General features: G+C 44.4%; 15 protein-coding genes. 9 read left to right on the top strand and 6 right to left on the bottom strand.

Translation table 11 applies throughout. The features are described 5' to 3' along the window. Positions 1-73 precede the first annotated feature (73 nt). From secB to AKG33_RS03140, 3 genes are read left to right on the top strand one after another with little or no spacing between them, the layout of a single operon-like run. A complete protein-coding gene (gene secB, locus AKG33_RS03150) occupies positions 74-547 on the top strand; it encodes a protein-export chaperone SecB (protein ID WP_012030636.1) in 474 nt (157 codons plus the stop codon). Beyond that, complete coding sequence (locus tag AKG33_RS03145) at positions 547-1,542, top strand: NAD(P)H-dependent glycerol-3-phosphate dehydrogenase (RefSeq protein ID WP_012030637.1); 996 nt, start codon at positions 547-549, stop codon at positions 1,540-1,542. The genes secB and AKG33_RS03145 overlap by 1 nt, the downstream gene beginning before the upstream one ends. 5 nt (positions 1,543-1,547) lie before the next feature. After that, a complete protein-coding gene (locus AKG33_RS03140; protein WP_041729414.1) occupies positions 1,548-2,168 on the top strand; it encodes a pseudouridine synthase in 621 nt (206 codons plus the stop codon). A gap of 10 nt (positions 2,169-2,178) precedes the next feature. On the opposite strand, the gene AKG33_RS03135 is transcribed toward AKG33_RS03140, so the two are convergent. From AKG33_RS03135 to hemC, 5 genes are all read right to left on the bottom strand, one after another. Beyond that, positions 2,179-3,240, bottom strand: a complete 1,062-nt coding sequence (locus AKG33_RS03135) for an AI-2E family transporter (RefSeq protein ID WP_012030639.1) — start codon at positions 3,238-3,240, stop codon at positions 2,179-2,181. A 100-nt stretch (positions 3,241-3,340) separates the two neighbouring features. Continuing rightward, positions 3,341-4,678, bottom strand: a complete 1,338-nt coding sequence (locus AKG33_RS03130) for a heme biosynthesis HemY N-terminal domain-containing protein (protein WP_050707925.1) — start codon at positions 4,676-4,678, stop codon at positions 3,341-3,343. A 2-nt stretch (positions 4,679-4,680) separates the two neighbouring features. Then, a complete protein-coding gene (locus AKG33_RS03125; protein WP_012030641.1) occupies positions 4,681-6,435 on the bottom strand; it encodes a VESA1 domain-containing protein in 1,755 nt (584 codons plus the stop codon). Next, a complete protein-coding gene (locus AKG33_RS03120; protein ID WP_012030642.1) occupies positions 6,432-7,187 on the bottom strand; it encodes a uroporphyrinogen-III synthase in 756 nt (251 codons plus the stop codon). Before AKG33_RS03120 ends, AKG33_RS03125 begins: the two co-directional genes overlap by 4 nt. Next, positions 7,171-8,088, bottom strand: coding sequence for a hydroxymethylbilane synthase (gene hemC / locus AKG33_RS03115; RefSeq protein ID WP_012030643.1), 918 nt, complete (start codon positions 8,086-8,088; stop codon positions 7,171-7,173). The genes AKG33_RS03120 and hemC overlap by 17 nt, the downstream gene beginning before the upstream one ends. Positions 8,089-8,232: 144 nt before the next feature. Between hemC and AKG33_RS03110 the strand changes: the two genes are divergently transcribed. Next, complete coding sequence (locus tag AKG33_RS03110; protein ID WP_012030644.1) at positions 8,233-8,607, top strand: YMGG-like glycine zipper-containing protein; 375 nt, start codon at positions 8,233-8,235, stop codon at positions 8,605-8,607. Positions 8,608-8,658: 51 nt separating this feature from the next. Here the strand turns inward: AKG33_RS03110 and AKG33_RS03105 are convergent, their stop codons facing one another. After that, positions 8,659-9,444, bottom strand: coding sequence for a cell division protein ZapD (locus AKG33_RS03105; protein ID WP_050707924.1), 786 nt, complete (start codon positions 9,442-9,444; stop codon positions 8,659-8,661). Positions 9,445-9,811: 367 nt separating this feature from the next. Between AKG33_RS03105 and tal the strand changes: the two genes are divergently transcribed. The 5 genes from tal to pgsA are packed head-to-tail and all read left to right on the top strand — an operon-like array spanning position 9,812 to position 16,800. Then, positions 9,812-13,513: a transaldolase gene (gene tal, locus AKG33_RS03100; protein ID WP_050707923.1), complete on the top strand. Its 3,702-nt coding sequence runs from the start codon at positions 9,812-9,814 to the stop codon at positions 13,511-13,513. Then, positions 13,506-13,700: a Trm112 family protein gene (locus tag AKG33_RS03095; protein WP_012030647.1), complete on the top strand. Its 195-nt coding sequence runs from the start codon at positions 13,506-13,508 to the stop codon at positions 13,698-13,700. Before tal ends, AKG33_RS03095 begins: the two co-directional genes overlap by 8 nt. After that, positions 13,690-14,421 carry a 3-deoxy-manno-octulosonate cytidylyltransferase gene (kdsB, locus tag AKG33_RS03090; RefSeq protein WP_050707922.1) on the top strand — a complete coding sequence of 244 codons (732 nt, stop codon included), beginning with the start codon at positions 13,690-13,692 and terminating at the stop codon, positions 14,419-14,421. The genes AKG33_RS03095 and kdsB overlap by 11 nt, the downstream gene beginning before the upstream one ends. Continuing rightward, positions 14,418-16,241 carry an excinuclease ABC subunit UvrC gene (gene uvrC, locus AKG33_RS03085; protein WP_050707921.1) on the top strand — a complete coding sequence of 608 codons (1,824 nt, stop codon included), beginning with the start codon at positions 14,418-14,420 and terminating at the stop codon, positions 16,239-16,241. Before kdsB ends, uvrC begins: the two co-directional genes overlap by 4 nt. 1 nt (position 16,242) lies before the next feature. Next, positions 16,243-16,800, top strand: coding sequence for a CDP-diacylglycerol--glycerol-3-phosphate 3-phosphatidyltransferase (gene pgsA / locus AKG33_RS03080; protein ID WP_012030650.1), 558 nt, complete (start codon positions 16,243-16,245; stop codon positions 16,798-16,800).

The following is a 16,800-nucleotide window of genomic DNA, read 5'->3' as shown; positions in this document are numbered from 1 at the left end:
CGCGCCGGATTTCAATTGTAAAGATAAATGCTACAATTTCGCCCGTTATTTTTTACTAAATAAGGAGTTCACCATGGCTGAAGAACAACAACCGCGTATTTTATTAGAAGTTCGCAAATTATACGTTGGCGATTTATCGGTTGAAGTACCGAATGCGCCGGAAGTATTTCAACAAAGTTTAAATCCCGAAATCAGCTTGGGTATTAACCACGAAAATAAAAAATTAAAGGAAGAAAATTATTATTCCGTGCATTTGCGTTTAACCGTAACCGCTAAAGACAGCACAAGCAGCAGCGTTATTTATTTGGTTGAAGCTACGCAAACCGGTATTTTTGAAATTGTCGGTTTAGATGAAAGTCAATTGCAACACGCTTTAAACGTTTATTGCACAACGGTTTTATATCCTTATGCGCGCGAAGTGATCAGCAGCGCGATTACGCACGCTGGCTTCCCTTCTTTGTATTTGCAACCGATTAACTTTGATGCGTTGTATCAACAACAATTGCAGCAAGAACAAAATACTACCGCACAAGGCGGAGAAGCTTAGTGCATACCATTGCCGTATTGGGCGCGGGCAGTTGGGGCACGGCATTAGCATTACAGCTTGCGCGTAACCAACACCGCGTTTTTTTATGGGGACATCGCGCCGCTCATATTGAACAATTAATTGCCGACGGCGCGAATCACAAATATCTCCCCGATGTTTTTTTTCCCAAAAACCTCATACCGACCGCGGATCTCGCTGCGGCGGTGGCATCTGCTGAAATGGTTTTAGCCGTGGTGCCGAGCGTAGGTTTTGCGGGGCTACTTTCCGATTTGAAACCGTTGCTAGGCAAAAAGCCTTTTATGTGGGCAATCAAAGGCTTTGAACAAGGCAGTGGGCGGTTGTTATCCGATGTTTTCACGGAACATTTTGGCAAACATCATGCGCATGCGATTTTGGCAGGCCCGAGTTTTGCGCGCGAAGTTGCCGCCGGAAAACCAACCGCGGTGACGATTGCCGCGGCGCACAAAAATGATGCGCCGGCATTTGCCGAACCGTTTCACAGCAGTAATTTTTTGTGTTACACCAGCGACGATTTAATCGGTGCGCAAATTGGTGGTGCGGTTAAAAATGTGATTGCAATTGCTGTCGGCATTGCCGATGGTTTGCGTTGTGGCGCCAATACCCGCGCGGCATTAATTACCCGTGGTTTGCAGGAAATGACGCGTTTGGCAACCGCTTTAGGTGCACAGGCACAAACGTTATCAGGATTAACCGGTTTAGGCGATTTGGTTTTAACGGCGACCGATGATCAATCGCGCAATCGGCGATTTGGTTTAGCGTTAGGACAAGGTAAAACCGCGCTCGAAGCTAAAGCGTTGATTGGACAAGTCATTGAAGGCGAGGGTGCCGCACATGATACGTGGGCGCTGGCATGTCGTTATCAAGTGCGTATGCCGATTACGCAATATATGCATCAATTTCTTAACGGTGAAATTGATATTCAAACCGCGGTGATGCATTTGAGTAACCGCGATCTCAAAGCTGAATCAGCCTAAAAATCATGATGGATTTGCCCGTGGTTTATCAAGATGAAGATATGATTGCCGTTGATAAGCCGGCGGGATTATTGTCGGTGCCAGGGCGCGGCGCGGAAAAGCGCGATAGCGTTGAATGGCGGATTAAGCAAGAATATTGCGGCGCGGCGGCAGTACATCGTTTGGATATGTCCACTTCCGGCATTATGCTGATCGCAAAACATAAAGACGCCGAACGTTATTACAAAACCGCGTTTGAGCAGCGGCGCGTTAAAAAAGGTTATGTCGCGATTTGCCACGGCTTGATTGCCGAAGATGAGGGCGAAATGAATGCGCCTTTGATTGGCGATTGGGTAAATCGTCCGAAACAAAAAGTATGTTATGAAACGGGAAAAGCGGCGCTGACTCGTTTTTGCGTATTATCACGGCAGCGCGATCAAACGCGGGTGGCGCTTTTTCCGCATACGGGGCGCAGCCATCAGTTGCGCGTTCATTTGGCTGATAAAGGGCACCCGATTGTCGGCGATAATCTTTACGGCGACGCGGCAGATTGTTTGCTGCCGCGGTTATTGTTGCACGCGGAATGGTTGTTATTTACACGCCGCGATGGAGCGCCGATTAAATTATCAACAAAAATACCTTTTTAAACGCCGTTATTTATTGTCCGCGATTTTGATAACGCCGCCACGCTTCAACAATGGCTTTTACTAACGTCGCCAGCGGAATGGCGAAGAAAATCCCCCAAAATCCCCATAAACCACCAAAAACTAAAACCGCCATAATAATGGCGATGGGGTGAATGCTGACGGCTTCAGAAAAGATGACCGGCACGATGACGTTGCCGTCTAAAATTTGCACGACAAAATAAAATCCCGTTGACCACCAAAAACCAGAATTCAAACCAAATTGCATATAAGCAACAATTAATACCGGAAAAGTAACAATAGTTGCGCCAATATAGGGAATTAAAACCGAAAGTCCAACCATTAAACTCAATAATAAACTGTATTGTAGTCCCAAAATATTAAAGGGAATAAAGCACATAATCCAAATGATCATAACTTCAACGAATTTTCCGCGAATATAATTACCAATTTGAATATCAACTTCCGTCCAAATATCTTGAATGATTTGATGATTGTCGGGCAAAAATTGTCCTAACCAAGAAAGGATTTTTACTTTATCTTTTAAAAAGAAAAAAATTAAAATTGGAATTAAAATGATATAAACCAAAACGGTAAATACGGCAAAAAGCGATTCAAAAATCTTTTTTGAAAGCAATATTTTAGTATATTCTGCCACCGCGGCATTCATGGATCCCAGCATTAAATCGATATCTTGTTGTGAGATAATTTCCGGAAATCTTTTTGGTAATATGTGCATTTTTTCTTGCGCATAAGATAAATAAACCGGTAAATTGGTAATTAATCCTTTTGCTTGATTAATAAGAATCGGTAAAACGCCGATAAAAATATAAATAATCAAGAATGAAAATAATAAAAAAACAACGGATACCGCAAAGATTCTTCTAACGCCGTTTTTTTCGCATTTTTTAATTAATCCTTCTAATAAATAAGCAATGACTGCGGAAATAATCACGGGAATGAGCCATTGCCCAATGCTGAAAAAAGCCAGTGATAAAGTGCAACCAAAAAGCAATAATGCCATCAATGACGGATTATTAAAAACGCGCGAACACCATTTTATTAAAGGATTCATATTGAACTCACAAAATTTTATCGTTAAACCGCATAAAAGCGTTTTTCAAAATAAAAAAGACGCAATCCACAAATGGGATTGCGTCCAGCGCGAAAAGCAGTTATTCATCAGTTGATGATTCTGTTTTTTCTGCTTCGTTTTCGCTGACTTCTGCTACCGCGTCGTCATCGGTTTGTTCCGCTGCCAATTTTTCTAACGCCAGTTTTTCGCCGGCTTGTGCGAGTAATAATTCGCCGTTTAAAGAATCGGCTTTCGGGTCAACAATACTTTGACGATATGCAACAAATGCGGCGCCTGGTTTATCCGTTGCTTCCAAAATTTGTCCCCACAAAGCAAACGCTTGCGGTGTTGGGTGCAATTTAATAGAAGCTTCGATGCAGCGCGCGGCAGTTTCATAATCTTTAGCGCGGTAAGCAATTTGCGCATGGCAATAAAGGAAAATGCTGTTTTCGGCATGCATACTTGCCCAATCGTTCATATTTTTCAAAGCACGATTGAAATTAATGCCGCGCAATTGGCTGTAAACTTGAATTAAATCCAAATCGCCATTGTATTTAATTTGTTGCGCCAAAAGTTTTTCGATTTCTTCCGCGTGACCTTTTTCATGCAACGCGCTGGCATAAGGCAATAATAATGATTTTTCGGCGTGCAATTCTGCCGGCAAATGTTGCCACACGCGGCTTAAAGCCTCTTCATCATGCAAAGCAGCTTGCACCATTTCTTGCGCATATTTTAACTTGCGTTCGTTAAACACTTCGGCAGAAAGTTGATTGCGCAAAGTGGATAAATGTAACCACGCGCGTTCCCAATCTTTTTTACCCACATACACTTCATCAAGCATTGCAATGACTTTCGAATTTTTAGCATCTTCTTGATAAAGTTGATTTAAAATCGATTCCGCCTGTGTAAATTGATGATTCAAAATATAACTGTGCGCTTCTGTTAAACGCATCACTTTACGGCTTACGGCATCATGCGCCTGAACTGTTTCACGGGCACGAATAAAATATTGATCGCGGCGGTCAAACGCTTGTTGGCGGTCGGCAGCAATCGCTGCGTTTTCAAAATAAATCACGGGAGAAATGCCCAATTGTTCCGCCAAATCGCCGCCGTTTGCCAGTTTCTTTTCCGCGCATTTATAGTTGCCCACGCCCAAATCATTTAAACCACCGCGCAATAAGCGGTCAGCTTTATTTTTCTTGCGAACTTTTAAATTACGGCTGAAAATTGTCGGCGTATTCCAAATGAAAAAAAGGATACGAAACAAAGTAATAAACAAAAAACCAAACAAAATGGAAGCGAGTACTAAATTAATAAAATGGGTTTCAATTTGATAACGCCCAAAAATATTAATCATCACCGGCGATTCAATATTAAACGCATAACCGGTTAACAAACCAAGGCATAATAAAATTAAAACAATAATAAAACGTAACATAACTATTCTCCCGCGGCTTCTTTAACCGCTTTAATGATGGTTGTAATTTCAAGGGGTTGCGGCTCATCTGCCCCAAATTGAGATAAAACACTCAATGCAGATTGTACCGCTTCATCGTTGGCAGCAAAATAGCGCGTTATCAGCGCCGTTAAATCATCAGCTGCCATTTTTGCTCCCACGCGATCATGAAGCATCGCGGCATTTCGTAAATAAGCCACATCTAAACGAATGGTTTCGCGAATAATGGCTCTTTGCGCTTTATTCGCCGGCACGCGTTCGGCTGCTGATAAATCATTTTTATGAATAACCACTGCTTTGCTTAAAAGCTGTTTTCCCCATTGTTCTGCTTGAGACATCAAATTAGTTTCATCTGACGCTTCATCTTCCATCGTTACTTGCACGGGTTCAAAACTTTTAAAAGACCATGAATCTACCGATTCGGTCAACGCGATCAATTGTTGCGCGCGCTCTTGATCCGCTTTGATGAGACTGGCGAGCTGCGTTTGTGCGGCGGTAATCGGTTCTTTAAAAGCGGCAAAAGGTGTTTGCATTAAATTGAGCGCTTCAAAGCGATAAAGTGCCTGATTTAAAAATTGCGCCGCAGCAAAATAATCATTGTGTTGATAGGCTGCATCAGCCAAGGCTAAAGCATCGATTAACGGTTGTGGGTGGGCTTGTTGCGTTAAATTTGTAAATTGCTTTGTTGCTTGATCTGCCAGCGCGGTAAACGATTCTTTTGCTGTGGTTGCGGTATGTTGAAAAGCATCAACTGCTTCTTGAACTTTCGCTTCTGTGCTTGCTTGCGTAGCGCGGATATCGTTTAAATCATGCGTCCGCGCAAATTCGGCAACGGATTCTTGCGCAACGGAATGTGCTTGTTTGATGGTATGTTCTGCTTGTTCTTTCATTTTTTGTTCAACGAACACACCGATTTCTTGTTCAGACGGCGGAAGCGGCAACGCTTTTATCGCTTCGGCAATCAAATGGCTGACTTGTGCTTTATCAAGACCTTGATCGAATTGCGCAACCGTATTTTTTAATGCATCAATGTTTTTTTCACTATCACTTTGGAATGTTTGCTGATTCGCGCGCATTTGTTGCCATTGATATTCATGATAGCCTGCCGCAGCTAAAGCTAAAAAAGCGAGCAAAAAAGTGAGGAAAGCACAAGGTCCCTTCTTTTTTGAAGATTCGCCGATGCAACCGCAGTTATTTTCTTCATCGCAATCGCAGGAATCTCCACAACTACAATCTTTATCTTTTTCTTCATTGCAATCACAAGCATGTTCGCCGATGCAACCGCAGTTATTTTCTTCATCGCAATCGCAGGAATCTCCACAACTACAATCTTTATCTTTTTCTTCATTGCAATCACAAGCATGTTCGCCGACGCAACCACAGTTGTTTTCTTCATTGCAATCGCAGGAATCTCCACAACTACAATCTTTATCTTTTTCTTCATTGCAATCACAGGCATGTTTGTCGATGCAACCGCAGTTGTTTTCTTCATCGCAATCGCAGGAGTCTCCACAGTTGCAATCTTTATCTTTTTCTTCATTGCAATCACAGGCATGTTCGCTGTGACAACCGCAATCTTTTTCTTCGTCGCAATCGCAGGCGTGTTCGCCGTGACAGTCGCAATCTTTTTCTTTTTTATCATGCGGTTGTGGATTATTTTCAGTTGATTGTAATGCGTTATCCGTCGATAAAATATTCTCGTTTAAATGTTCTGCAGACGGTTTATTGGGGTCGTTCATGATGAGTCTCCTTGTGTCGATAGCCACCATTGTTCTAGGCAACTAATTAAATGTCTTTCGTCGGCATATTGTGCGCTGATACAGTGCAAAAATCCCGCATGCACAGCGGCTTGCATAATTCTCGGGCTTAACGCGACAATCACCGCACGGCATTGTAACAGTTTTAGCATATTTTGCGGCGTGATTGCGAGGAAATGCGCTAAAGTTTGTACGCTCGCCAACAAAATACAATGCGGCAACGGCATTTCAAAATTCCACGCGTGCGTGGGATTAAAGCGCTGATAAGTGTCAATCCGATAAACCTCATTATCTTCAGATAAAGTGGTGTATAACAAATCCCGACCGCCTTCAGCGGCAATCAGCGCGATTTTATGCCGCTGCGGTTGCCAAATGCGCAATAACGCTTCCGAATTATACGGCGGCGGTGCGACTAAAAAACGCGTTTGCGCGTGCGCCGTTAAAGCGTCTGCCGTTTTCATGCCGATGGCGATAAGGTTTTGTTGAAAAACGGGTTGATATTGCGCTAAAAAATGCTGCACTGCCTGCGCGCTGACAAATACCAAATCATCTGCTTTTCGGCATTGTTCCAGCGCTTTTGCGGATAACGGCTGCATTTTCGTATCCAAAAGCGGCAAATGATACGGTTGCGCGCCTAATTGCCGTAATAAAGGTTCTGCTTGCAACCAATGCTGTTTACTGCGCGTATACAAAATACGGCAACCTTGCAGCGGATATTTATTTTCTGTATTCATGCAAAATATCCTGCGCGCCTTGTTGGATCAATGCTTCTGCACAACGTGCGCCGGCTTTTTCCGCATCTTCCAACGCACAAATTTCTTGATGTGCCAGCATACGCTGTCCGTCAATTGTGCCGATACGACTTTGTAAGGTCATCGTTTTGCCGGAAAGTGTGGCAAAAACCGCGATCGGCACTTGGCAATCACCTTGCAAACGTTGATTAACGACGCGCTCGGTTTGAACGCAAACGGCAGTTTCAAAATGATTTAAAGTTTGAATATGCGCTAAAAATGGGCTATCCGCCCGACATTCAACGCCAATTGCGCCTTGTCCAATTGCCGGCAACGAAATTTCCGCCGGCAAAATTTGCCGAATGCGCGCGTTTTGTTGTAAACGAATCAGCCCCGCGCAGGCTAAAATCAGCGCATCAAACGCGCCGGAATCCAGTTTTTGTAGCCGCGTGTGAACGTTACCGCGAATATCGATGAGTTTTAAATCGGGACGATAGTGCGCGAGTTGCATTTTGCGCCGTAAACTACACGTACCCACGCGGGCGCCGTTAGGGAGTTCGTTTAAATGGGCATAATGATTGCTCACCAGCGCATCAAAAGGATTTTCCCGCGGCAAAATCGCAGCGAGCACAAAACCTTCCGGCAAAGTCACGCCAACATCTTTCATGGAATGCACGGCAATATCGGCAGCGTTTTGTTGCATCGCGATTTCTAATTCTTTGATGAATAAGTTTTTACCGCCAATTTTTGATAACGGCGTATGCGCTAAAATATCGCCCTGCGTGACGATGGGAACGAGCTCCACGGTTAATTCGGGATAATGTTGCTTTAATTGTTGGGCGACGTGTTCGGCTTGCCATAAAGCGAGGGGACTTTTTCGGGTTGCGATGCGTAAAGTAGACATAAAAACACTCAAAAAAACGCGCTTAGAATAACGCGCTGCCACGCTTTGAACAAGTTGAAAAAAACGTAAATAAAGTAAATTTGCGTATCGAATAAAACGGATTAAGATAATTGCCTTTTCCACTCAATTTAAAAGGAATTACCGATGAAATACGCACAATTATCACTTTTAAGCGCCGCTTTATTGATGAGCGCTTGTATGGACGCCAGTCAGCAACAAATGGTGCAACAAGGCGCAATTGGCGCGGCTGTCGGCGCGGGCGCTGGTGCTTTATTGGGCAAAGATGATGCCGCGGGCAAACGCAATAAAAAGATTGCAACTGGCGCCGTTGTTGGCGGTATTTTGGGTTCGCAAATCAATCGCGCAAATCAAGCGCCGCAATATAATCAATATCCGCAAAATGGTTATCAACAAAATTATCCGCAACAAAATTACAATCAATATCCCCAACAAAATGGTTATAACCAATATCCGCAAAACGGTTATCAACAAAATTACGGCGGCGGTTACGGTTATTAATGATTTAATTGATACAAAAGCGCAGCGTGCTGCGCTTTTTTTATGGGTGCATTACATGGCGCAAATTTGCAATGAAAAGACCACGGGTTCTTTGGTTTGTACGGAGCGCGTTTGCGGATTGTTTTGTTCCATAAAACGAATAGCAAAGCGGTGATTATCGCCGCTGATGCGTGGAAAAACGCAATGAGATGTTGGTAAATGAATTCTTAAAATTTGGTTTTTTCTATCTTTATCCAATGTTTTCAAAAAGATACCGTTATCAGTATATTCTTCGGTGAGCGTGGCGCTGGAGCGAATAATCGATAAAGCAACGGCAATGGCTTCCGAAAGTGGAATAAATAGTTGATAACAATAATTTAAAAACTCGTTTTCGCGACCAATATTATTGGCGAGCCAAAATTGATAAGCCGGCACTTCAAATAAACAATTGCCGCTTTTGTTAACGTTTCTCTGCCGCAAACTGTTGAGCAATTCGTTTTCGCGCAATCGGTTGATGGGATTGAAATCGAGTTGATGGATTTTTGCCAGCGCCGCGGATACTTTTTCTTCTAAAAAGGTTTTATCTGCGCCTAAATATTCCCGCTCGAGCGCGAGCGATATTCTTTGCAGTTCTTTAAAAACTTCCGCTCTGATTTCGTAACGGTGTAAAAAATCCAATATGTCAAATAATGCATCTAAAAACAGGCGAATGGAATAATATTCATTGGCTTGATGAAACAAATGTAATTGCTCAAACATCGATTCTAAACGCATAAATAAACGCATGCGTTCAGCAAGCGGTTGTTCGTAAATATGTAGTGATGAAGATTCACCTTGAAAAGCAGTGTTGTGCATCATAATTTTGACTCTAATTTTGAAATCGCAATGAAAAGAAAAAGAAGCGAATCCTTGTTTATAAACAGATTTTTTTAGAAAAAATACAAAGGCGAATTTAGTTTACCATGTTGCGCTGCGTTTGCTGCAGAAGTGGCGCTGAGATTGCGCGCTTAGGTGTAAATTGTTATAGTTTTGCCTCATTTTTCGAGTTCCCAATCGGATAGTTTCGTGAACGCAATAAGTTTCACTATACCCATATTTTTTCTGATGTTGATCGTCGGGCGTTTCGTCTCCGGCATCAACATCTTTTTTCTAACCTTCAAAAATCAGAAGTCTGCACTTGCGTGTTCACAATGCATCGCGGCAGACAATTGGAGACATAATCATAATGAAAAGAATGCTCATCAATGCAACCCAACAAGAAGAGTTGCGCGTTGCGCTTGTCGATGGTCAGCAATTATACGATCTCGATATCGAAACACTGTATTCAGCCCAAAAAAAAGCCAATATTTATACGGGAACCATCACCCGCATCGAACCTTCTCTCGAAGCCGTTTTTGTCGATTACGGCAGCACGCGGCACGGATTTTTACCCTTTAAAGAAATTGCCAAAGAATATCTGGCAGAATCGCATGACGGCGTCGATAAAAGCAATATTAAAGATTTGCTTTCCGTCGGGCAAAAAGTGCTGGTTCAAATTGAAAAAGAAGAGCGCGGCAATAAAGGCGCGGCGCTGACAACTTACGTTAGTTTAGCGGGACGTTTTTTGGTATTGATGCCAAATAATCCGCATGCTGGCGGCGTTTCGCGGCGCATTCAAGGCGATGAACGCAAAGAATTAAAAGATTATTTAGAACAACTCGGCGTGCCGGAAGAAATGGGCGTCATTATCCGCACCGCGGGCGTGGGGCGTTCAATAGAAGAATTGCAATGGGATTTGGATTTTTTAAGACAAGTTTGGGACGCCATCACCGCCGCTTATCACAACACTGCTAGCCAAAAATTAATTTATCAAGAAAGCAATATTATTGTGCGCGCGCTGCGCGATTATTTGCGTCCGGACGTTGGGCAAATTTTGATTGACGACGAACAAGTCTATCAACAAGCGATGGATTTCATGAATTTAGTCATGCCCAGTAGCATTAATAAACTAAAGCTTTATCAAGATCCAACGCCGCTGTTTACGCGCTATCAAATCGAAGGACAAATTGAAACGGCTTATCAGCGCAATGTGAAATTGCCGTCTGGTGGCGAATTGGTTATTGATTATACGGAAGCGCTGGTTTCTATCGATATTAACTCTTCAAAATCTACGAAAGGCTGCGATATTGAAGAAACTGCGTATCAAACCAACTTGGAAGCTGCTGATGAAATTGCGCGTCAAATGCGATTGCGCGATTTTGGCGGATTAATCGTCATTGATTTTATTGATATGGACGTTAGCCGCAACCGCAAAGATGTTGAACAACGTTTAATCGATGCGACCAAAATTGACCGCGCGCGCATTCAAATTGGACGAATTTCGCGTTTTGGTTTATTGGAAATGTCGCGGCAACGATTGCGCGCTTCAATTGATGAAGCCAGTCATCAAGTATGCCCGCGCTGCAAAGGGCAGGGCAGTATTCGCGGCATTCAATCGCAGGCGTTATCGCTGTTGCGTTTGATTGAAGAAGAAGCGATGAAAGATCGCACGCGCCGAATTACTGGCGAATTGCCGGTTGATATTGCCACCTTTTTATTAAATGAAAAACGTTCAGTAATTCAATCAATTGAAAAGAGAAATCACGTTGATATCGTGTTGACGATTAATCCACATTTACATTCTCCCGATTATTTCATTGAGCGCTTTCGCGATGATGAAATGAATGAAGAAATGAGCGCGGTGCCCAGTTATCGATTGGTTAATCATCAGCACAATAGCGAAGAAATGCCGATTTTGCGCCCGAAAGATGACCGCGTAGAAGCGCCGGTGGTTTCCAGCATTATGCCGCAAACGCCGGTTCCGCAAGCAAAAGGGGGCGCCGCGGTTGTTAAATCTGGTTTATCGGCTTTATTTTCGAAAGTGGTGGCGTTATTCAAAGAAGGTCATAACGGTCATACGGTTGACGCAGTATTGCATAAAAAAGAAGAAAAACAAACGATTAACGAATCTGTAACGCCCACGTCCAAAAACGTTCATCACGAAGAAACCGCGCAACCGGTGCGTGAAAAACCCATTGTTACGCCGGCGCCCGAAGCGTCAACCGTTCAAACGCATGAGTCAACGCCCGCAAACGGCGCCAACGTTAAACGTAAAGAAAAAAGCGACGATCACGACAAACATCATGCAAAACCCACGCCCAAAGCGGCAAAAATGGAAAATGATGATGAAGTCAATCCCAGTTTGGAAGAATTGCTGCACCCCGTTGAATCAAAAAATGGTCGCGAAGTGCGCAAAGGACGTCCGCGCGATGTGCACGCGGTGCGTGGGCAAGGTAAAGCGCCGGAAACGATGCCAGATTTTGAGCAATCAAGCGATGAACTTAAACGAACTGAAACCGTCGCGCATCATGATGTTAAAAATGAACGCATTTCTGATAACAAATCGCCGGAAGTGAACGCTGAAACCGTTTTAACGGAAAATAATGCAACGCTTGTGCCGCCGAAAGTGCATCAAGCGCCGGGATTAGTTGCTTTTTTAGAAACTGAAAATGCACCAATTAGCGCTGATGAAGATGATATCGATGAGCCGCAATCTATGCAGGAACACGATGATGCATCGTCAGAACAAGCGGAAATTTTAGAAACAGCGTTATCGGAAAAAGAACAAGAAACGATTGGAGAACCGTTGCCGGTGCCAGTGAAAAAAGAGCAAGAAAGCGTTGCGGAAATCGCGCCGGCGGAAAAAGAGCAAGAAAGCGTTGCCGAAACCGCGCCGGCGGAAAAAGAACAAAAAACGGTTGCCGAAACCGCGTCGGAGAAAGTCTCTCATATTCATGCGGTTACTAAATTGGGACAAAGTATTTGGTATGACAATATCGATCGCGCGTTATTACAAAGCGGTACGTTGCAACGTTTAATTGAGGAAGACGATTTGCGCGGCATCACGTCAAATCCTGCGATTTTCCAAAAAGCGTTTAGCCGTACTCGTGATTACGATGCCGCATTAAGCGCATGGTTAGAACATCATGAAGGCGACGCGCAAGCGGCATTTTATGCGTTGGCGATTGAAGATATTCAACAAGCTTGCGATCTGATGCAGCCGGTTTTTGAAAAAACCAACGGCACCGATGGCATGGTTTCTTTGGAAGTTTCGCCGCATTTAGCGCACGATGCGCCGGCAACGGTTGCGGAAGCGTTATCATTACAACAACGCGTCGCGCGGCAAAATCTCATGATTAAAATTCCTGCCACCGATGCCGGTTGTGCGGCATTAACGGAACTGACCGCACAAGGCATTAACGTCAATATGACTTTACTTTTTTCACTGGCGCAATATCAGCGCGTTTTGGAAGCGTATATTGACGGTTTGAAACGGCGCGTTGAAAACGGTCAAACGATTGATAGCATTCGTTCGGTGGCAAGCTTTTTTGTCAGCCGCGTGGATACGGCAATCGATGCGTTGCTCGATGATGCGCACGCTCATTTGCGCGGACGCACGGCGGTTGCCAATGCACAGGCGGCGTATCTTTATTATTTGGAACGCATCAGCCACGATGATTGGATTGAATTGCAACAAAAAGGCGCCGCGGTGCAACGTTTATTGTGGGCATCAACCAGCACCAAAAATCCAAATTACGCTGATACGCGTTACATTGATATGCTCATCGGCGCCGATACGGTAAACACCGTTCCGCCGGAAACGTATGCCGCATTTAAAGATCACGGACGCGTCAGCGCTACTTTATTGAAAAATATTGAACAAGCGCAACAAACGTTACGCAATATTGAAGATGCTGGCATTGATTTAGATGCCGTTACGCGCCAATTAACGCTTGATGGCATTGCTCAATTTGAACGCGCATTTACTGAATTATTACAAACGTTAACGGATAAAATCCAAACGTTAAAACCGCATGCCAACGATATCACGGGAGAAAATCATGTTTGATGAAGCCACCGTTTCGCTGCTGCGCTGCCCTGTTACGGGGCAGGCGCTGCGTTTTGAACGCGCCGAAAATTGTTTATACACGTTAGACCACAGTCGGCGTTATCCCATTGTTGACGGCATCGCGTTGTTATTGCCCGAACACAGCGAAGCAATTGCATTATTAACCGCTGAAAAAAATGACGCCTGATATTCGTGTGGTGATTCCAGCGCGTTATGCTTCAACGCGTTTGCCGGCAAAACCGCTGGCTTTAATTGGCGGCGTGCCGATGATTGTGCGCACCGCGCAGCAAGTGGCTCAAGCAGGTTTCCCTTATTGTGTGGCGTACGATGATGAACGTATTGGCGACGTTTTAGCCGCGCATCATATTCCTGCAATAAAAACGCGTTTTACACATGAAAATGGTACGCAGCGTTTGAGTGAAGTCGTCATTGCGCGCGCGTGGACAGATGAAACGATTGTGGTTAACGTGCAAGGCGATGAGCCGTTATTACCGCCCGATTTGATTACCACCGTTGCCCGTACGCTTATCGAGCATACTCAAGCCAGTGTGGCGACGCTGGCAACGGTTTGTGATGCGCCTGAATCGCCCAATACCGTTAAAGTGGTGTGCGATTGTGCGGGTTATGCTTTATATTTTTCGCGCAGCGTGATGCCTTACGTGCGCGATGCCGCGGCGCCGCCGGTTTCTTATTTGCGCCACATCGGCATTTATGCTTACCGCGTGCAATTATTGAAACGTTATCCGCAACTGGCGCCAACGCCTTTAGAACAAGCCGAAAAACTCGAGCAACTGCGTTTTTTGGAACACGGTTTTAAAATTGCGGTTGCGCAAATTGATGAAGCGCCGCCTGCTGGTGTGGACAGTCCCGAAGATTTAGCGCGCGTGCAGGCATTATTCAATTCATGAATAATTCTGGATTTGCTTTTGATCCCGATGTTTTTTTGAGTCATGTCAGTACGTTATCGGGCGTTTATCAAATGCGTGATCAAAATGGCACCGTGCTTTACGTGGGAAAAGCCAAAAATTTGCGGCAACGTTTGAGTCATTATTTTCAAAAAACGGGCTTATCGGTAAAAACGCGGGCTTTAATGCACGCGGTTTACGATATTCAAACGACGAGTACGCCGACCGAAGCCGAAGCGTTACTTTTGGAAAATAATCTCATCAAACAATATCAACCAAAATTTAATATTTTATTGCGCGACGATAAATCATATCCGTATATTTGTTTGTCTCAACACGATTTTCCGCGGTTGTTTTTATACCGCGGCGCGCGCAAAAATGGCGATTTTTTCGGACCTTATCCAAATGTGCAATCCGCGCATCATGCTTTGGCGATTTTGCAAAAAGTTTTTCGTCTGCGTCCGTGTTTGGATAGTTTTTTTAAAAACCGCAGCCGTCCGTGTTTGCAATATCAAATTAAACGTTGTTATGCGCCGTGCGTGGGCAAAATTTCTGCGGAAATGTACGCGCAAACCGTGCAACACGCACGCGATTTTCTCACTGGAAATAGTGAGCATTTATTGCAAACGTTAACCGAGCATATGTTGCAAGCCAGCGCCGCGCAACAATACGAACGCGCGGCAATTGTGCGCGATCAAATCAGCGAATTGCGCACCATTCAACAAAAGCAATCGATGGTGGTTTATGCAGCGAATGTGGACGTTTTGGCGGTGGCAACGGCTTATGGCAAAGCCTGCGTGCAGGTATTATTTTTTCGCGATGGTCACAGCGTTACATCGCAGGCGTTTTTTCCTAAATTGCCCGAATTATTACCCGCCGGCGCGATTTTGCAGGCGTTTATTGGTCAGTTTTACCATCAACGTCCGGTGCCGTCGCAAATCGTATTGAGCGAAGCTTTGCCGGATATGGACGCCGTTTCCGAATTTTTAAGCCAAATGAGCGCGCATACGGTTACGTTAACCACGCAACCGCGGGCAATCCGCAAAAAATGGTTGCGTATGACTCAAGAAAATGCTCGTTTGAATTTGCGTTTACATTTGGCGCAAAAATTATCGATGCATGAACGTTTTAAAGCGCTGGCGCAAGCTTTTGATTGGCAAAAAATGCCTCAACGTTTAGAATGCGTGGATATCAGTCATATGCAAGGAGAATATACGGTGGCTTCTTGTGTGGTTTTTGACCGCCGCGGTGCGGTAAAAAGCGATTACCGCCGTTATAAAATTAACGGGATTACCGGCGGCGATGATTATGCGGCGATGAAGCAAGTCATTAAACGGCGGTTTGCGCGGCTGAAAAAGGGCGAAGGCGTGATGCCGGACGTTTTTTTTGTTGACGGTGGACGCGGACAATTGCAGCAAGCGATTGCGGTTTTTGAAGAAATGCAAATTGAAGGCGTGCAATTAATTGGCGTTGCCAAAGGTGAAGGACGCAAAGCAGGGCTCGAGCAGTTTTGGTTTCCTCATGAAAACCGCCCGCGGACTTTGCCAGCAGATAGTCAAGCCATGCAATTGATTATTCATATTCGTGATGAAGCGCATCGTTTTGCAATCAGCGCGCATCGCCGCGGTCGGGATAAAAAAGTGCGCGTCTCACTTTTAGAAGAAATTCCGAATATTGGACGCAAACGCCGGCAAGCGTTATTGCAACATTTTGGCAATCTCGCCGGATTAATGCAGGCAAGCCCTGAAGACATTACGCGCGTTCCTGGAATCAGTGTTAAACTGGCGGCGCAAATTTACGCGGCTTTGCATCAAGGGGAGTGATATGCGCAGCGTGGCGACATTTTTAACCGTTTTACGCATTATTTTAGTGCCATTTTTTATTATTCTTTATTATTACCAATTCGATTTTTGGGGACGATGGCCGGCATTGATTGTTTATGCTGTGGCGGGAATTAGCGATTATTTAGATGGTTATTTAGCGCGCAAACTTAAAGAAACCAGCGCGTTTGGAGCTTTTTTAGATCCCGTGGCGGATAAATTAATGGTTGCCGCGGTTTTGATCGTGGTTTTGCAACAAAATCCGCATATTTGGTTGATGGTGTGTACTTTAATCATTATCGGGCGCGAAATTTGGATATCGGCGTTGCGCGAATGGATGGCTTCCATGCAAATGCGTGATGTGGTTGCCGTTGCCAAAATTGGAAAATGGAAAACGACGCTGCAAATGCTCGCTTTGGGCTTTTTGATTTACCGCGAACCATTTATCGGCTTGCCCATTTGGTCGATTGGTCAAATATTAATGATTGGCGCCGCGCTGCTCACTTTATATTCCATGTGGTCTTATAATTTATCGGCATGGAAAGCCATCAAAGAAAAATAA

The sequence above is a fragment of the Dichelobacter nodosus genome (assembly GCF_001263335.1).
GTDB lineage: Bacteria > Pseudomonadota > Gammaproteobacteria > Cardiobacteriales > Cardiobacteriaceae > Dichelobacter > Dichelobacter nodosus.
Note: the sequence above shows the minus strand (reverse complement) of the source record. Positions and strands in the feature narration are given on the sequence as shown.

Coding starts and splice junctions, on each gene's coding strand:
- secB (WP_012030636.1), top strand. CDS start 74: ATGGCTGAAGAACAACAACCGCGTATTTTATTAGAAGTTCGCAAATTA.
- uvrC (WP_050707921.1), top strand. CDS start 14,418: ATGAATAATTCTGGATTTGCTTTTGATCCCGATGTTTTTTTGAGTCAT.
- AKG33_RS03135 (WP_012030639.1), bottom strand. CDS start 3,240: ATGAATCCTTTAATAAAATGGTGTTCGCGCGTTTTTAATAATCCGTCA.
- pgsA (WP_012030650.1), top strand. CDS start 16,243: ATGCGCAGCGTGGCGACATTTTTAACCGTTTTACGCATTATTTTAGTG.
- tal (WP_050707923.1), top strand. CDS start 9,812: ATGAAAAGAATGCTCATCAATGCAACCCAACAAGAAGAGTTGCGCGTT.
- kdsB (WP_050707922.1), top strand. CDS start 13,690: ATGACGCCTGATATTCGTGTGGTGATTCCAGCGCGTTATGCTTCAACG.
- AKG33_RS03110 (WP_012030644.1), top strand. CDS start 8,233: ATGAAATACGCACAATTATCACTTTTAAGCGCCGCTTTATTGATGAGC.
- AKG33_RS03120 (WP_012030642.1), bottom strand. CDS start 7,187: ATGAATACAGAAAATAAATATCCGCTGCAAGGTTGCCGTATTTTGTAT.
- AKG33_RS03130 (WP_050707925.1), bottom strand. CDS start 4,678: ATGTTACGTTTTATTATTGTTTTAATTTTATTATGCCTTGGTTTGTTA.
- AKG33_RS03140 (WP_041729414.1), top strand. CDS start 1,548: ATGATGGATTTGCCCGTGGTTTATCAAGATGAAGATATGATTGCCGTT.
- AKG33_RS03125 (WP_012030641.1), bottom strand. CDS start 6,435: ATGAACGACCCCAATAAACCGTCTGCAGAACATTTAAACGAGAATATT.
- hemC (WP_012030643.1), bottom strand. CDS start 8,088: ATGTCTACTTTACGCATCGCAACCCGAAAAAGTCCCCTCGCTTTATGG.
- AKG33_RS03105 (WP_050707924.1), bottom strand. CDS start 9,444: ATGATGCACAACACTGCTTTTCAAGGTGAATCTTCATCACTACATATT.
- AKG33_RS03095 (WP_012030647.1), top strand. CDS start 13,506: ATGTTTGATGAAGCCACCGTTTCGCTGCTGCGCTGCCCTGTTACGGGG.